The sequence below is a fragment of the Streptomyces sp. NPDC039736 genome, from assembly GCF_055596485.1.
Genome location: NZ_JBVIUQ010000010.1, coordinates 186,519 through 202,119 on the forward strand (window position 1 = coordinate 186,519; position 15,601 = coordinate 202,119).

General features: G+C 73.1%; 11 protein-coding genes. 4 read left to right on the forward strand and 7 right to left on the reverse strand.

Features of this window, described 5'->3' with window-relative positions; genetic code table 11:
• Positions 1-299: 299 nt before the first annotated feature.
• The 4 genes from ACZ56L_RS28490 to ACZ56L_RS28505 all read left to right on the forward strand — a co-directional run bounded on the left by ACZ56L_RS28490 (position 300) and on the right by ACZ56L_RS28505 (position 5,581).
• Positions 300-3,740: a nitrate- and nitrite sensing domain-containing protein gene (locus tag ACZ56L_RS28490; protein ID WP_471067187.1), complete on the forward strand. Its 3,441-nt coding sequence runs from the start codon at positions 300-302 to the stop codon at positions 3,738-3,740.
• 10 nt (positions 3,741-3,750) lie between these two features.
• Positions 3,751-4,164 (forward strand): roadblock/LC7 domain-containing protein, encoded by a 414-nt coding sequence (locus ACZ56L_RS28495; protein WP_030980891.1) that lies wholly within the window; start codon positions 3,751-3,753, stop codon positions 4,162-4,164.
• Between the two features lie 156 nt (positions 4,165-4,320).
• Positions 4,321-5,019: a DUF742 domain-containing protein gene (locus ACZ56L_RS28500; protein WP_471067189.1), complete on the forward strand. Its 699-nt coding sequence runs from the start codon at positions 4,321-4,323 to the stop codon at positions 5,017-5,019.
• Positions 5,000-5,581, forward strand: a complete 582-nt coding sequence (locus ACZ56L_RS28505; protein ID WP_185034326.1) for a GTP-binding protein — start codon at positions 5,000-5,002, stop codon at positions 5,579-5,581. The genes ACZ56L_RS28500 and ACZ56L_RS28505 overlap by 20 nt, the downstream gene beginning before the upstream one ends.
• Positions 5,582-5,750: 169 nt before the next feature.
• On the opposite strand, the gene ACZ56L_RS28510 is transcribed toward ACZ56L_RS28505, so the two are convergent.
• The 7 genes from ACZ56L_RS28510 to ACZ56L_RS28540 form a co-directional block, all read right to left on the reverse strand.
• Positions 5,751-5,963: an acyl-CoA carboxylase subunit epsilon gene (locus tag ACZ56L_RS28510; protein ID WP_345228188.1), complete on the reverse strand. Its 213-nt coding sequence runs from the start codon at positions 5,961-5,963 to the stop codon at positions 5,751-5,753.
• Positions 5,964-6,016: 53 nt separating this feature from the next.
• Positions 6,017-7,606, reverse strand: a complete 1,590-nt coding sequence (locus ACZ56L_RS28515) for an acyl-CoA carboxylase subunit beta (protein ID WP_401762162.1) — start codon at positions 7,604-7,606, stop codon at positions 6,017-6,019.
• A 154-nt stretch (positions 7,607-7,760) separates the two neighbouring features.
• A complete protein-coding gene (locus tag ACZ56L_RS28520; protein ID WP_471067192.1) occupies positions 7,761-9,083 on the reverse strand; it encodes an extracellular solute-binding protein in 1,323 nt (440 codons plus the stop codon).
• Positions 9,080-10,099 (reverse strand): hypothetical protein, encoded by a 1,020-nt coding sequence (locus ACZ56L_RS28525; protein WP_471067194.1) that lies wholly within the window; start codon positions 10,097-10,099, stop codon positions 9,080-9,082. The genes ACZ56L_RS28520 and ACZ56L_RS28525 overlap by 4 nt, the downstream gene beginning before the upstream one ends.
• Before the next feature lie 200 nt (positions 10,100-10,299).
• Entirely contained in the window at positions 10,300-11,892 is a 1,593-nt protein-coding gene (locus tag ACZ56L_RS28530; protein WP_471067196.1) for a vWA domain-containing protein, read from the reverse strand.
• Positions 11,892-14,180 carry a tetratricopeptide repeat protein gene (locus tag ACZ56L_RS28535; RefSeq protein WP_345228200.1) on the reverse strand — a complete coding sequence of 763 codons (2,289 nt, stop codon included), beginning with the start codon at positions 14,178-14,180 and terminating at the stop codon, positions 11,892-11,894. The genes ACZ56L_RS28530 and ACZ56L_RS28535 overlap by 1 nt, the downstream gene beginning before the upstream one ends.
• Positions 14,177-15,550, reverse strand: a complete 1,374-nt coding sequence (locus ACZ56L_RS28540) for a S1 family peptidase (protein WP_468691621.1) — start codon at positions 15,548-15,550, stop codon at positions 14,177-14,179. The genes ACZ56L_RS28535 and ACZ56L_RS28540 overlap by 4 nt, the downstream gene beginning before the upstream one ends.
• Between the last annotated feature and the right edge of the window lie 51 nt (positions 15,551-15,601).

A 15,601-nucleotide genomic window follows, 5' to 3' on the forward strand; every position in this document is an offset into this window, starting at 1 on the left:
GTTTCGAAGGAGAATTCGCCGAGCGCGGCAACCCGGCGCGTTCATCCGGTGCCGCTGTGCTCACACGGGCCCCGCCTTTTGGCGGGGCTCGTTCTTTATGCCCGTTTTATCTGAGGGATGGGCCACTAGGAAGGACTTCTTCCGGCTGTTTGGTCCAGAACCGTCGGCCGTGCTGGAATTCGGCGAAACTCCTGAGTAAGTACGTGGGCTCCGAGCGTGAGTGCACAGAAGCACAGCAGTACGGCCCCGAACGAAACACGGCACAGCACAGGTGCCGACGCCGAGAGGTTGTTGGTCGAGTGAGGCGAAGCAAGAAGAGCTCCGCAGAGCAGCAGACACGGGGCAACTTCACCCCGCCGTCGCGCACTGCGGCGCCGCCTGCCGCCGAGGCGCCCCCGGCGGGCGACGCAGCGGGCGGCAGTTCCAGCCGGATGTCTCCGCGCAACTGGCGCGTGGCCACCCGGCTGAACGCCATTCTCCTCATACCCGTCCTGGTCGCCCTCGTCATGGGCGGCTTCCAGGTCAACGGCTCCGTCAAGGCCTGGCGCGACGCGCAGGACGCGGAGAAGACCGCACTCATCGTGCGCGCCGCCGCCGAGTACGGGCACGCGCTGCTCAACGAACGCGACCTCACGGCGCAGCCGCTGCTCACCGGCAGGCGCACCGCGCCGGCCGTCGGGGACGCCAGGAAGGCGACCGACGACGCGAAGAAGAAGTTCGACGCCGCCGTCGCGGGCGCCCCCGACAACCAGGGCCTGAAGAACCGCCTCAACCGCATCCGGCAGGCCGAGCCGAAGCTGCCCGCCCTGCGCGGGACCGCGTACACCGCGGGCGTCGAGAGCAAGAACCCGGTCGCCACCGAGGAGGGCTACCGCGACGTCCAGCACTTCCTGATGGAGGTGTCGAACGAACTGAGCCTGGGTTCCGGCAACATCACCTCCTACGGCCGCACCGTGTACGCCGTCGAGCTGGCGAAGGCCGCGGAATCCCTGCAGCGCTCCATCGGCCTGCACCTGCTGATCCGGCCCAACGGCGAGGACGCGATCTTCGAGGGCCAGGTCAAGGCGTTCTGCTCGTACAACTACCTGGAGACCATCGCGCTCGGCGAGTACGTCTCCGGCGGCACCCAGCAGGACGTGGACCGGCTCAGCGACGTGATGAAGGGCAAGGCCGAGGAGGGCGGCCGGAAGCTCGCCGAGGCGCAGGCGGCGGCCAAGGCCCAGGGCAAGCCCCTTCCCACGCCGCCGGCCAGGAACGGCTCGGTCTTCGACGGGATGGCCGCCGAGATCTGCAAGGGCCAGAAGCAGAGCACGCTCGCCGCCAAGGGCATCGTCCCGCTGACCTGGCAGGCCGCGGCGACCGCCAAGTTCGACGGCTACACCGAGATCGAGAACGAGCTCGTCACCAAGGCCGTGACGGACGCCGCGCAGATCTCCGCCGACTCCCGCAACGACGCCCTCATCAACGGCGCCATCGTGGTCGTCGCCGTGCTCGCCGCCTTCGTGCTGGCCGGTGCGGTCGCCCGCCAGATGAGCCGCTCGATGAAGCGCCTGCGCACCGCCGCCTTCGGCATCGCCGAGCAGCGGCTGCCGATGCTGGTCGACCAGCTCTCCCGTACGGAGCCCGGCCGCGTGGACACCCGGGTGCAGCCGATCCCGATCACCTCGCACGACGAGATCGGCGAAGTCGCCCGCGCCTTCGACCAGGTGCACCGCGAGGCGGTGCGCCTCGCCGCCGAGCAGGCCATGCTCCGGGGCAACGTCAACGCGATCTTCACCAACCTCTCGCGCCGCAACCAGTCCCTGATCGAGGGCCAGCTGACCCTCATCACCGACCTGGAGAACAACGAGGCCGACCCGGACCAGCTCGAAAGCCTCTTCCGGCTGGACCACCTGGCCACCCGCATGCGCCGCAACGGCGAGAACCTCCTGGTCCTCGCGGGCGAGGAGCCGGGCCGCCGCTGGAACCAGCCGGTGCCGCTCGTCGACGTCCTGCGCGCCGCCTCCTCCGAGGTGGAGAGCTACGAGCGCATCGAGCTGACCGGCGTGCCGGAGTCGGAGATCCACGGCCAGGCCGTGACCGACCTCGTGCACCTGCTGGCGGAGCTCCTGGAGAACGCCACCACCTTCTCCTCCCCCCAGACCAAGGTCCGCGTCAACGCCACCCGGCTGCCCGACGGCCGGGTGATGGTCGAGATCCACGACAAGGGCATCGGGCTCACCCCCGAGGACTTCGCGGACATCAACCACAAGCTGGCCAACCCGCCGACGGTGGACGCCGCCGTCTCGCAGCGCATGGGCCTGTTCGTGGTCGGCCGCCTCGCCGACCGGCACGGCATCCGGGTCCAGCTCCGCCCCTCGGGCGAGCAGGCGGGCACGACCTCGCTGGTCATGCTCCCGGACGCGATCACCCACGGTGGCGGTGGCGAGAACCAGCCGCAGGGCGACTTCACCGTCTCCTCGATCATGGCGGAGCAGCAGACGCCGGAGCAGCCCTCGTTCGAGGCCGCCCCGCTGCGCACCGCCGCCGAGCTCGGCTTCGACGACTCGCGCTACGAGGCGGGACACGGCCGGCCGGGCGAGCGCACGCCGCTCGATCCGGTGAACCGCTCGCTGCTCCGCGAGGAGCGCCGGGCGGCCCTGGAGGGCCGTGCCGCGCAGGGCGACGACCGCCCGCTCTTCCGCGACGAGGTCCAGGAGCCGCAGCAGACCTCGTACGAGCAGGGCTACGAGAACCAGCAGACGGCCCCCCAGGGTTACGAGAACCAGCAGCCGGCCCCGCAGGGGTACGACCCGAACGCCTACGACCCGCAGCAGCAGGGCTTCCAGCAGCCCGCCTACGGAGAGCAGCAGGCCTACGACCCGAACGGCTACCAGGAGCAGCCCGCCCCCGGCGGGTTCGACGGCTTCGGCCCGCGCGACTCCTTCGGCTCCACGGAGCCCTTCCCGGCCCAGCAGGCCCCGCAGCAGCAGGGCTATGCGGAACCCGGGTACCAGGGGTACGGGGAGCAGCCGCAGCAGACATCCTGGCAGGACCCGAACGGACTGCCGTCCGGCTACGACCCCGCGCACCCGGCCGCAACGGAATCCGGAACCGCATCTTCCGGACAGTCTTCGCAGGAGGCTCCCCCGGCGGCCGACGAACCCGTAGGCTTCGAGGGTCCGGGCACTGCTCCGGACGCACCGCGCGAAGGTCACGCACTGACGGACGCGGGTCTTCCGCGCCGCGGCAGCCAGCCCGGCCAGGAGAGCATGCTCAGCCGGCACAGCAAGTCGGGCCGCGACGGGCAGCAGTCCTCCCCCCGGGAGGAGCAGCGGCCGCAGGCGGCCCTGCCGACCCGCAAGCCGCAGCAGCCGCCGGTGAGTTCGGTGACTTCGGTTCCCGAGCAGCCGCAGCGGTCCGCCCCGGCGCGGCAGGAGCCCCCGGCCGACAGCAACTGGCGCACGTCGAACGACGAGCGCTGGCAGCGGGCCGAGAAGCTCAAGGACCCCAAGGCGGGCGGGATCACTCCCTCCGGCCTCCCCAAGCGGGTGCCCAAGGCCAACCTGGTCGAGGGAACCGCGGAGCAGAGCCCGTCGAGCGGCCCCCAGGTCTCTCGCGCACCCGAGGACGTGCGGGGCAGGCTGAGCAACCTGCGCCGGGGCGTCCAGCGGGGGCGCAGCGCGGGGACCGACCAGAACCAAGCGGCCACTTACGATCAGCACAGTGGACCGGGTAGTACCTACAACCAGGAGCGTTAGTGTGAGCCCGATGAGCCAGGCGGCGCAGAATCTGAACTGGTTGATCACCAACTTCGTGGACAACACCCCCGGTGTTTCCCACACGGTGGTGGTCTCCGCCGACGGACTCCTGCTGGCGATGTCCGAAGGATTCCCCCGTGACCGCGCCGATCAACTGGCGGCCGTGGCCTCCGGTCTGACGTCGCTGACGGCGGGCGCCTCTCGGATCTTCGAGGGCGGCGCCGTCAACCAGACCGTGGTGGAGATGGAGCGAGGATTCCTTTTCATCATGTCCATCTCCGACGGTTCCTCCCTCGCCGTCCTCGCGCACCCCGACGCCGACATCGGCCTCGTGGGGTACGAGATGGCACTGCTGGTGGACCGGGCCGGCACGGTGCTGACCCCGGATCTGCGGGCCGAGCTCCAGGGGAGTCTGCTGAACTGAATCCCCCGGCGGAGGGCGTGTTCCTCCGCTGAGGGTTCTTGACGAAGTCTGTTCAACTGGCAGACACCCCGTGCGCAGTGGCATCCCCGGGCTTTAGGGTTCGGGGATGTGGCTCCACAGGTGATGGTGCCCGCAGTGCAGTCGGAGGAGGAGAACGTGGCAACGCCCCCAAACGGTTCGTCGGCCGACTGGCCTTATGGCCGCGGCCCGGGTCAGGGCCAGGGTGGTCAAAGCGACCCCTCGCAGAACCGGTTCAACTTCCCCTCTGCGCCCAGCCGTTCCCCGCGGGGCGGACAGCACTCCGCGGGTCGTCCGCAGGGCGAGCCGTCCGCCGGGTACCAGCAGTCCTACGAGCAGCGCCCCTACCAGCAGCAGCCCCCGCAGCCCCCGCGCCACGGGCAGCCCTCCGGCATCCCGCCGGCGTCGGCCCGCCAGCAGCCGGGCCGCGCGGGGTCCCCGTCCGTCCCTTCCCCGGGTTCCTCGGGTTATTCCGGGTCCTCCGGAAGCGGCGGTCACAACCCCCTGGTGCGTCCGTACGCCATGACGGGCGGCCGTACCAGGCCCCGCTACCAGCTCGCCATCGAGGCGCTGGTGCACACCACGGCGGATCCCAGCAGGCTGCACGGGCAGTTGCCCGAGCACCAGCGGATCTGCCAGCTGTGCCGTGAGATCAAGTCGGTCGCCGAGATCTCGGCACTCCTCTCCATCCCCCTCGGCGTAGCCCGGATCCTCGTCGCCGACCTGGCAGAGGCCGGACTCGTCGCCATTCACCAGCCCGGCGGCGACGAAGCCGCGGGCGGTCAGCCAGATGTGACACTGCTCGAAAGGGTGCTCAGTGGACTTCGCAAGCTCTAGCAGCGGAGCAGCCCGCTCCACAACCTCCGCGAAGATCGTGGTGGCGGGCGGCTTCGGCGTCGGCAAGACGACGTTCGTCGGAGCCGTGTCGGAGATCAACCCGCTGCGCACCGAGGCCGTCATGACCTCCGCCTCCGCGGGGATCGACGACCTCACCCACACCGGTGACAAGACGACCACGACGGTCGCCATGGACTTCGGGCGCATCACCCTGGACCAGGACCTGATCCTGTACCTCTTCGGTACGCCGGGCCAGGACCGCTTCTGGTTCATGTGGGACGACCTGGTGCGCGGCGCGATCGGCGCCGTCGTGCTGGTCGACACCCGGCGCCTGGCCGACTGCTTCCCGGCGGTCGACTACTTCGAGAACAGCGGCCTGCCGTTCGTCATCGCCCTCAACGGCTTCGACGGCCACCAGCCGTACAACCCGGAGGAGGTCCGCGAGGCGCTCCAGATCGGGCCCGACACCCCGATCATCACCACCGACGCCCGGCACCGCGCGGACGCCAAGAGCGCCCTGATCACCCTGGTCGAGCACGCGCTGATGGCGCGGCTGCGCTAAGCGCTCCCGTGCCACACGGGTTCGGGCCCGTGCCCCCTTCTCGGCCTGTCCGGGGGGCACGGGCCCTTCGGCGTCTTCGGGAGGGGCGGCGGGCCGGGGGCCGGCCGTCCGCGCACGGCGAAGGCCCGGCCCCGCGAGAACGGGGGCCGGGCCTTCGGGGCGGGAGGGCTCAGCCCTGCCAGCTGTGCGGCGCGCGGAAGCCGGGGGTGCGCTCCAGGCGGCGCCAGCCCGCGGAGGAGCTGCGCGGGTGGGGGGCCGAGACCTCGGCGGGGCGGGCGGCGGCGCGGGCCAGGAGGACCGCGGTGATGGCGGCCAGTTCCTCGGGGGCGGCCTCGCCCTTCTCGACGCGCAGGAGGTTCTTCGTGTCGGCGGGGGTGGTCATGTGTGGTGTCGTCTCCGTCGTCTCGTCGTCGTACGCACAGCGGGTGCGGGAATTCACTGGGGCGGGTTGCCGTGCTTGCGCGACGGCAGGTCCGCGTGCTTGTTGCGCAGCATCGCGAGGGAGGAGATGAGGACCTGGCGGGTCTCGGCCGGGTCGATCACGTCGTCCACGAGGCCGCGCTCGGCCGCGTAGTACGGGTGCATCAGCTCGGCCTTGTACTCCTTGACCATGCGCGCGCGCATCGCCTCGGGGTCCTCGGCCTCCGCGATCTGCTTGCGGAAGATCACGTTGGCGGCGCCCTCGGCGCCCATCACGGCGATCTCGTTCGTCGGCCAGGCGTAGGTGAGGTCGGCGCCGATGGACTGGGAGTCCATGACGATGTACGCGCCGCCGTACGCCTTGCGCAGGATCAGGGAGATCCGGGGCACCGTGGCGTTGCAGTACGCGTACAGGAGCTTCGCGCCGTGGCGGATGATGCCGCCGTGCTCCTGGTCGACGCCCGGCAGGAAGCCGGGCACGTCGAGCAGCGTCACGATGGGGATGTTGAAAGCGTCGCACATCTGGACGAAGCGCGCAGCCTTCTCGCTGGCCTCGATGTCCAGGACCCCGGCCAGGGACTGGGGCTGGTTGGCGACGATGCCCACGACCTGGCCGTCGAGCCGGGCCAGGGCGCACAGGATGTTGGTGGCCCAGCGCTCGTGGATCTCCAGGTAGTCGCCGTCGTCGACGAGCTCCTCGATGACCTTGCGCATGTCGTAGGGCCGGTTGCCGTCGGCCGGGACCAGGTCGAGCAGCACGTCGCCGCGCCGGTCGGCCGGGTCCTCGGAGACCACGGTCGGCGGGTTCTCGCGGTTGTTGGAGGGCAGCAGCGAGATCAGGTAGCGGACCTCGGCGATGCAGGTCTCCTCGTCGTCGTACGCGAAGTGCGCGACGCCCGAGGTCTCGGCGTGGACGTCGGCCCCGCCGAGACCGTTCTGGGTGATCTCCTCGCCGGTCACCGCGCGGACCACGTCCGGACCGGTGATGAACATCTGCGAGGTCTCGCGGACCATGAACACGAAGTCCGTGAGGGCGGGGCTGTAGGCCGCGCCGCCCGCGCACGGGCCGAGCATCACGGAGATCTGCGGGATGACGCCCGAGGCCCGGGTGTTGCGCTGGAAGATGCCGCCGTATCCGGCGAGCGCGGAGACGCCCTCCTGGATGCGGGCGCCCGCGCCGTCGTTCAGGGAGACCAGGGGCGCGCCGGCCGAGATGGCCATGTCCATGATCTTGTGGATCTTCGTGGCGTGGGCCTCGCCCAGCGCGCCGCCGAAGATGCGGAAGTCGTGCGCGTACACGAAGACCGTGCGGCCCTCGACCGTGCCCCAGCCGGTGATGACGCCGTCGGTGTAGGGCTTCTTGTTCTCCAGGCCGAAACCGGTCGCCCGGTGCCGGCGGAGCTGCTCGACCTCCTGGAAGGAGCCCGGGTCCAGCAGCAGCTCGATGCGCTCGCGCGCGGTCAGCTTGCCCTTGGCGTGCTGTGCCTGGGTGGCCCGCTCGCTCGGGCCCTGTACGGCCTGCTCACGCAGCGCGTGCAGCTCGGCCACCCGGCCGCGGGAGTCGGTGGGCTCGCCCGGGGCGCCCGGAGTATCCAAAACGGTCATGTGTCGACCCTACGAAGAACGCCAAGAAAACGGTCCGTCGACTCTGCACAGTCTCCGGGCCCGATCCCTGTGGGGGCCGGACAGAACCATGTCCGGATACGGAGGAAATCCCTGCTGGGCGCGGGGGGCGTTTGTAAAGAGGTCACAAAGAGGCTCAGTGTGGCGTGCTGCACACCCGCCTGACCGCGGCGGGCGCGCCCTGGGCCTTCTGCACCTTCTGGATGCCCCGGAGCCGGGGCATCGGATCGCTGCCGGGCTCGGCGAGCTGGAGGAGCACCGCCTCGTAGAAGGCGTCCCGGACGGCGGGGGACATCACGTCGGACGCGTCCAGGCAGCGGGGGGACGCCGCCCCGACGGCTCCCGGCGGGCGGCCGGTGAGCCGCCGGGCGATGCCGCTGTTCACGGCGTCCCCCGGCCGCGCTCCCCCGGTGAGGATGTCGGAACGGGCGGAGAACACCTCGCCGTCCTGCGTCCAGCGCTTCTGGCCCTCGTACGACACCAGGGCGGCCAGCAGCCGACGGGCCTCGGGGGTGTCGTTGAACAGCACCGCGAAGTCCGCCGACACCTCGTGGCCCCGCTGCGGGTAGGGGCCGCCGGGCAGCAGCGCCGCGGAGTCGACGAACGCGGCCGGGTCCTGGTCCCGCCGGTAGAAGAGAGGGGCGAAGGAACCCTGGTGCTCCAGGGTGCAGCCGCCGCCGAACAGCAGCCCGCCGCCCTTCTTGGCGGGGCCCCGGTGGTCGGTGAGCAGTGCCTTCCGCGCGGCCTTCGCGTCCTTGGCCATCAGCGCGCCCCACGCCCGCCAGGCCCCGGCGATCCGCGGGTCGGTCCACGCCACGTCGCCGGTCGCCCAGTCCTCGTACACCCGGGGCCCCTGCGACTGGAGGACGAGGTCCTCGATCCAGTCGCTGCCGGGCCAGCCGGACGCCCCGTCGTCGCCCATCCCCACGCACCAGGCGGCGGCCGGCGGGGGGCCGGCGGGCGGGCGGCGGTCCGCGCGGTGCCAGACGATGCTCTTGAGGTCGGCCTTGACGGGGACCCAGTGGAAGGGCCGGTTGCCGTCGCGGGACAGCCACAGGTCGTCGTACTTCTCCAGGTCCCGGTCGGCGAGCCAGTTCAGGGGCTTGAGCTGCTTCTGCTTGGCGTAGTCGGCCAGCTCCCCCACCCCCGGCATGATCGCCACGTCCGGCGCCGTGCCGGCCTGCACCTGGGCGAGCAGGACCTCGCGCTGGGCGGCGGTGCCCTGGTAGGTGTACGGGATGCCGAAGCCGTCCAGCAGCTTCGTGAAGCGTGCCTCCTGGCCCTCCGTCCACGGGCCGAGGACGGTGACGGGTTCCTCGTCCGACGCCCCGTCGGGGACGGTGAGGGTGCACGCGGCGGTCGTGAGCAGGCCCAGCCCCAGCAGGAGAGCGGCGGCCCGGACGCGGAGGCGGGCGTGCAAGCGGGGGCGGACGCGGGTCCCGCGCGGGTGGGGGATCATGAACTCGCCCTCCAGTAGTCGGCGTTGAGCCGTCGCGCGCACCCCACCACGGGCAGCACGCACACCAGGATTCCGCCCATGACGAAGGCGGGGAAGACCTCGGGCCGCCAGTGCCCCGAGGCGAGGTCCATGTCCGGGGCGGGCTGGGCCTGCTCCTGCTGCCGCACCGCCACCGGGCGGGTGTCGTCCCCCGCGCGGGTGACGTGCCGGGCGAGTTCGGCGCGGGAGCCGTCCACCCGGTTCTGGGTGACCGCCGTCGCCCAGAGCGGCAGCACGGCCAGCGCCACGGCGAGCAGCAGGGCGGCGACCAGCCAGCCGTCGTAACGCCGGCCGCAGCGGCGGCGCAGCACCCGCAACGCGGACAGGATCGTCAACGCGAGTCCGGTCAGGGCGACTTCGGCGACGGTCCAGCCGGCGATCTGGAGCGGGCCCAGTTCGGTGCCGGTCCTGATCCGGTCCAACTGGTCGCGCTGGAGCGCGTCGAGCCGGGGGACCAGGCCGACCCTGGCACGCCACAGGACGGAACTCGCCTCGCCGAACTTCTGCTCCCACATCGGCGAGGCGCCCTCGTACCGGACCGCGGCGTCGGTGACGGACTCCCGGTAGACCGTCATCAGCCCGTTGACGATGGACAGCAGGGCGCGGCCCCGCTCGCCGTCGACCTGCACCGAACGCAGCTCGGTGAGGGTCTGGTCGGCGGAGGAGAAGGCGGTGCGGTGCGGCTCACCGGTGCCGACCACGCCGCTGAGGCCCTTCTCCTTGGTGTACCGCACCTCCTCGTGGGCGCGCAGCAGCGACAGCCGGATCGCGGCGAGCTGCCGTACGGCGGACACGGAGGCGGTGCGGAGCTGCGCGGACGACTGGTCGGCCCTCTCGTACGAGAGCAGCATCGAGGCCGCGCCGAGGACGCCCAGCAGCAGGGCGACCGCGAGGTGCCGCTCCAGCAGACGGCGGGTGGCGGAGCCGGTGCGCCGGTGCCGCCACCAGGTGCGCAGGATGAGGCGCAGGGTGCTCACGGCGGCGGGGGCGACCGGCCTCCGGACGGCGGTGCGCGGGGGTGCTGCCGCACCGGTGCGCGGGGGCGCTGCCGCACCGGTGCGGGGGCCCGGGACTGCTTCCGTGCCCCGGGCCGCCGACGGCACGCCCGACGTCCCCGGCCCCGGCCCCGGTCCTCCGCCCGCTCCGGTTCCCGTCCCCGCTCCCGTCCCCGCCGCGCTCATCGTCGGGCTCCCGTCAGGGCCGTACCGCAGACGATGCAGTACTGGGCCGTCGCGCCCGCCGTCCGGCCGCAGCGGTGGCAGTCGAAGGTGATGAAGGCGGTCGGCTCCACCGCCATCGCCTCCGGCGCCGCGCTCGTGCCGCCCTCGCGGTGCAGGATGGACCGCTTCAGCTCCTCCCGGTCGACCGCCTCGTGCACCCGGACCACGCCCAGCCGCGCGTCCACGACCTCGGCGACCCGGCCGACCTCCTCCAGCGCCCACTCGACGCCCAGTTGGTGGGCGAGCTGGGCGGCGGCGCCCAGTCGGCGTTCGGCCTCCTCGTGCCTGCGGTCGTGCAGGGCGATCTTTCCCCGCTTGAGCTCCTTGCGCATCAGCTCGACGGCGCCGGCGACCACGACCGTGTTCTCCTCCGCGCCGTAGGCGAGGCCCCCTTCCGCCGGCGTGGCGGACGCGGCCTCCGGCTCCCGTGCCCCCAGGCCGCCGTGGGGCCGCGCCCGGGGCGGGGTCGGCCGGGGCCTGGGCCGGGTCTCCCAGCGGACCACGACAGGGGCGTGGCTGTCGCCGACGGACAGCGCCGCGAGCTGCAGATCGGTGGCCAGCGGGTCGCCGGTGGCGTCCAGGCCCAGCTTCAGCCGGTACGTGGAGGTGCCGGGCCGCCACGGGAGCGCCTGGGTGCGCAGCACTCCGGGCCGGCCCTGGACCTCGCGGGCGGGCAGCGGGTGGCTGCCCGGGGAGGTCTCCTCGAGGCCGACCAGGCGCACGCCGTGGCGCAGCACGATCTCCAGCGGCAGTTCGGGGGCGCTGCCGTGCCGGGCCGCGACCGCCTCCTCCGCCGCCGCGGCGAACCGGTCGGCCACCGGTGTCGCCCGCCCGTGCAGCCGCTCGGCGACCGCGAGCAGCGCGGCGGGCTCCCAGGGGCCGTCGAGGGCGAGCACGTCACAGGTGAACCGGCCCGCGCAGCGGTCGAGTTCGGCGTCGACGGCGGCGAGGCCGGCCTCCTGCCCGCCCCTGCCCGCCCCGCCCGCCGGGCCCGGCACCGGTCCGTGCCCCAGGCCGCCGCTGCCGTCCGTGACCAGCAGCAGATGCCGTACGGGCGGCACCCGGTCCCCGCCCCGGTCGAACTGCGCGCGAGCGGCGGCCAGCAGCCCCGCCACCCCCGCGCCGCCCGTACCGGGGCCCCACGCCTTGCGGTCGACGTACACCTGCCGGGTGCCCGTGGTGAACCCGGCGTCGCGCAGCGAGGCGGCGGAGGCGGTGGCCCACCCCCCGTCGAAGGGGTAGACGGTGCGGCCGTCCGCGCCGATGAGCGCGTAGGCGCAGCCCGGCGGCAGGGCGCCCAGGGTCTCGGCCAGGGCCTCCCGGGCGGCGGCGTCCCGGTCGGCGTCGAGGTCCACGGCGACGGCGACGGCCAGGTCGCCGTGGCGGGCCCCGGCCGCGTTCCCGGTCCGGGCGCCGTCCTCCCGCACCGTGATCCGGGCGCTCACCTCCAGGGTGACGTTGGCCCGCGGGCTCTGCTCCCGCCAGACCTGGACGCCGAGGTCGAAGGCGGTGCCCCGCGGGGACGCGAACCCGCCGGCCGGCGCGGCCATCAGAACCGGCTCCCCGGCCGGACGGTGTGGGACAGGTCGATCAGGTGCTCGAACTCCGCCCGGTCCGGTCGCTGCTGGGCCAACATCCGGTAGTTCCCCTCCAGTTGTTCGCGGACGGTCCGCTCCTCGGCGGACATCCGCTTCCACCACGGGCCGTCGGACGCGTCGTTCCAGGCGCGCAGGGTGTCCAGCCGCCACTCCAGCAGTTCGGTGCGCAGCCGCAGTACGTCGTCGTCCGACAGCCGGGGCAGCGCGTCGGGCGCGGTGTGCTCGATCTCGGCCAGGACCTCCGCCGACCGCTCGGGGGTGGGCAGCCCCTCCCGGTCCCCCGCCAGCCGTCCCGCGGTGATCCGCCAGACGGCGATCTGGACGACCGGCCAGTCCCGGGACGACGGCGGCACCCTGCCCAGCACCTCCAGCGCCCCCCGCCGGTCCCCCTCGGCGAGCGCCAGCCGGGCCAGGCCCAGGGCGGAACCGCCGTGCGAGGGGTTGCGCAGGTGCACCGCCTGGTAGTGCCGGTACGCGAGCGGCGCGGCGGGCTCCGCGGGGGTGGGCGGCGAGGTCGGCGCGTGGGGGCCGAGGAGTTCGGCGCAGTGCGCGAGGGCGAGCTTGGTGGCGTACTCGCCGGGCAGTGCCCGGTGCACCTCGGCGAAGTGGTCCAGGGCCCGGCCCACCTGCCCGGCGGCCAGCTCCACGAGCCCGCGGTGCCACTCCAGCCGCCAGCGCAGCCCGGCCCGCCTGCCCGGGATGCCGGCCGCCAGGTCGAGCTGCTCGCGCGCGTCGGCGAGCGCGGCGGGGGTGGCCTCGGCGACCCGTACGCGCACGTTGTGCAGGTGGATCTCGCCGGAGGGGTCGGCGGGGTCGGGCTGCTCGGCGCGGTAGCGCGCCGGGTCGTACAGCGTGGTGGAGAACCACTCCTTCTGCGGGTCGTCCTCGTGCGGTATCGGCACCGGCAGACCGCGCGCGATCTCCACCGGCGTCGGCGTCCCGAGGTCCAGCGGCGGGGCCTGCGCGACGCGGGCGCGCTCGTGCAGGGGCCGGGCGGTCCAGTGCTCCGGCGGCGGCACGGACCCGAGCCGGGCCCCGAGCAGCCGGGTGGCCGGGGTGAAGCAGGGCGAGGGCCGCGGCTGGTCGCGTTTGCCGCGCAGTGCCCTGATCTCCCGCAGGGCGCCGAGCAGTTGGTCCTCCATCTCCTTGGCGGTGGCGAACCTGGCGTCCGGGTCGGGGTCGGTGGCCCGGCGCACGATGGCCGCGAAGGAGGCGGTGCCGAGGCCCGGCACGTCGTCGCCGACGGCCCACTCGGCCAGTTCCCGGAGGGTGACGCCGACGGTGTGGATGTCGTGCGCGGCGGTCGGCACGAGGGTGGTGTCGATCTCCGGCGAGGTGTAGCGGTCGGTGCGGGTGATCTCCTTCTGCGGCACGCCCAGGTCGCGCAGCGCGCCGAGGTCGATGACCTTGATGTCCCGTTCGTGGTGGACGACGTTGGAGGGCTTCATGTCCAGGTAGGCGGAGCCCATGTCGTGCAGGTGCTGCAGGGCGTCGAGGATGCGCACGCCGTACGTGATGACGTGCTCGACGTCGAGGACGAACTCGCCGCGCCGGGTGGCGTCGATCATCGCCTCCAGGGTGCGGTCGCCGACGTCGTCCATCACGATGTACGCCCCGGTGAGCTTGGCGGGGTCGGCGGGGTCGAAGCGGCGGATGAAGTTGCGGATGCGCACGATGCGCTGGTGGCGGATGGCGGTGAGGTTGCGGCGCTCCTTGTCGGCCTGGGCGGGGCCGTTCTCCTCGTACCGGTTGAGCAGTCCCTTGATCGCGACGGTCTCGTCGAGGTGCAGGTCGTGGGCGAGGTAGACCCAGCCCTGGCCGCCGCGGGCGATGACGAACTGGAAGCGGTACTGCCCGTCGAGGGGCGGGGTGTTCTCGTCGAACTCGTCGGGCTCGTAGAAGTACGGGGTGTTGCAGCGCGGGCAGTGCCCCTTGGGTGGCACGGGTCCGGAGACGTACGGCGGGAAGAAGCGGATGCCGCACTTCTGCGACGAGCACCGCATGACGGCGGGCAGCCCGGGGTCCTTCTTGCGGTCGGCCGGGCTGCTGGGCCGCTGGAGGGGCAGTTCCAGGAAGCCCGCCGGACCGTTTCCGGCGGGGTGCGGGGCGAGCGGCGGCAGCGGCTGCGCCTCTTCGTGCCGCCCGCAGGTGCCGCAGTAGCCGGTGAACAGGACGCGCCCGGGGCAGGGGGCGCCGGTGACCCGCCGGTGCGGGCAGGGGGCCGTCACGGTCGTCGTCATCGCCACCACTTCTCCCACAGGTCCAGGTCCCGCTGGAGGTCCGCGACCAGTTTCAGCAGCCGGGCGATCCTGCGGTCGCAGCACGTGTGGTCCCCCGGCGGCGTCTCGCGCCGGATGCGCCGCAGGATCTCGGCGTGCCGCCGGGCGGTGCGCTCGCCGGGGCCGTGCTCGGCGCCGGGCTCGGAGGTGGTCAGCCGCTGCCGCTCGGCCAGCTCGGCCAGCCGGTCCGCCCCGGCCCGGGCGCAGTCGTCGAGCGCCTCGTCCAGCAGCCCGCAGCGGGCCCGGTGCCACGCCTCGCCGCCGCCCTCGCGGAAGGTCAGCAGGAGGCGGAAGCCCAGTCCGCGCAGCCGGCCGAGCAGTTGGATCAGGCCGTCGGGGTCCCGGTCGCGGTCGAGGGCGGTGACGGCCACGGTCATGCCGCGCACCGGCCGCATCCGAGCGACGGCGGGCGGGTCCTCGCCGGTCGTCAGCCATCGCTGCAGGGCCTCCAGCCGCCCGCTCTCCGGCACGATCAGGGCCGCGAGCTGTTCCGCGAACTCCCCCCGGTCGGTGCGCCCTCCGGCGTAGTGCACGTGCGCCCGGTACAGCTCGTGCCGCAGCGTCCGGTCCCGGCCGCCGCCCTCGGCGACGGCGCAGATCTTCACCCCGGGCTGCCAGCGCCCGGTGAACCAGGCGGTCAGGCGTTTGCGGAAGCCCGGGTCCCAGGCGCCGGGCTGGCTCAGTTCCCGTACCAGGGGCACCTGTTCGGCGATCTTGCCGATGGGGATCATGTACGACCGGGAGTGCTGCTCGCCGTTGGGCAGGGCGGGATCGTCCTCGCGCCGCCCGACGGTCATGCCGACCACGCGGGTGGGCCGGTCGTCGCGCGGGACGGTGAAGACGGCGCCGCCGCTGAAGCCGCGCCGGACGGCGTCGTTGGCGGAGTCCAACTGGGCCCAGTTGGCGTGCGGCCCCACCAGGCGGGCCTTCAGGGTCAGCCCGGACTCGTGGTAGTCGGGGTAGCCGGTGCTCATCACCTCCTCACCGGCGTGCAGGTCGGTGCTGAGCAGGGCGGGCCTGGCGCGCGGCCGCGGGGTCTCCAGCACCAGCAGTGCCACGTCGAGCCCGTGTTCCTCGCGTCCCGGCGGATGCCAGCTCCCGGGCCCCGGTACGACGGTGGCCCCGACCCCTTCGATCAGCGGGCTCTCCAGGAACTCGACCCAGATCTTCTCGTCCGGGCCGCCGACGACGTGCGCACAGGTGAGCACGTGGCGCATGGTGATCAGGATGCCCGCGCCGCACACGTCCCCGTGCGCGTCCTCGCGCCGGAGCCGGAGTCTCCAGTCCGCGTAGAAGCGATGTCTGCGGCTCTCCCCGCTCAACTCCCCCATGCACGGGGAGGATACGCCGGGCGGGGGGAAGCCCCCAGCGGTTGCGCCGAC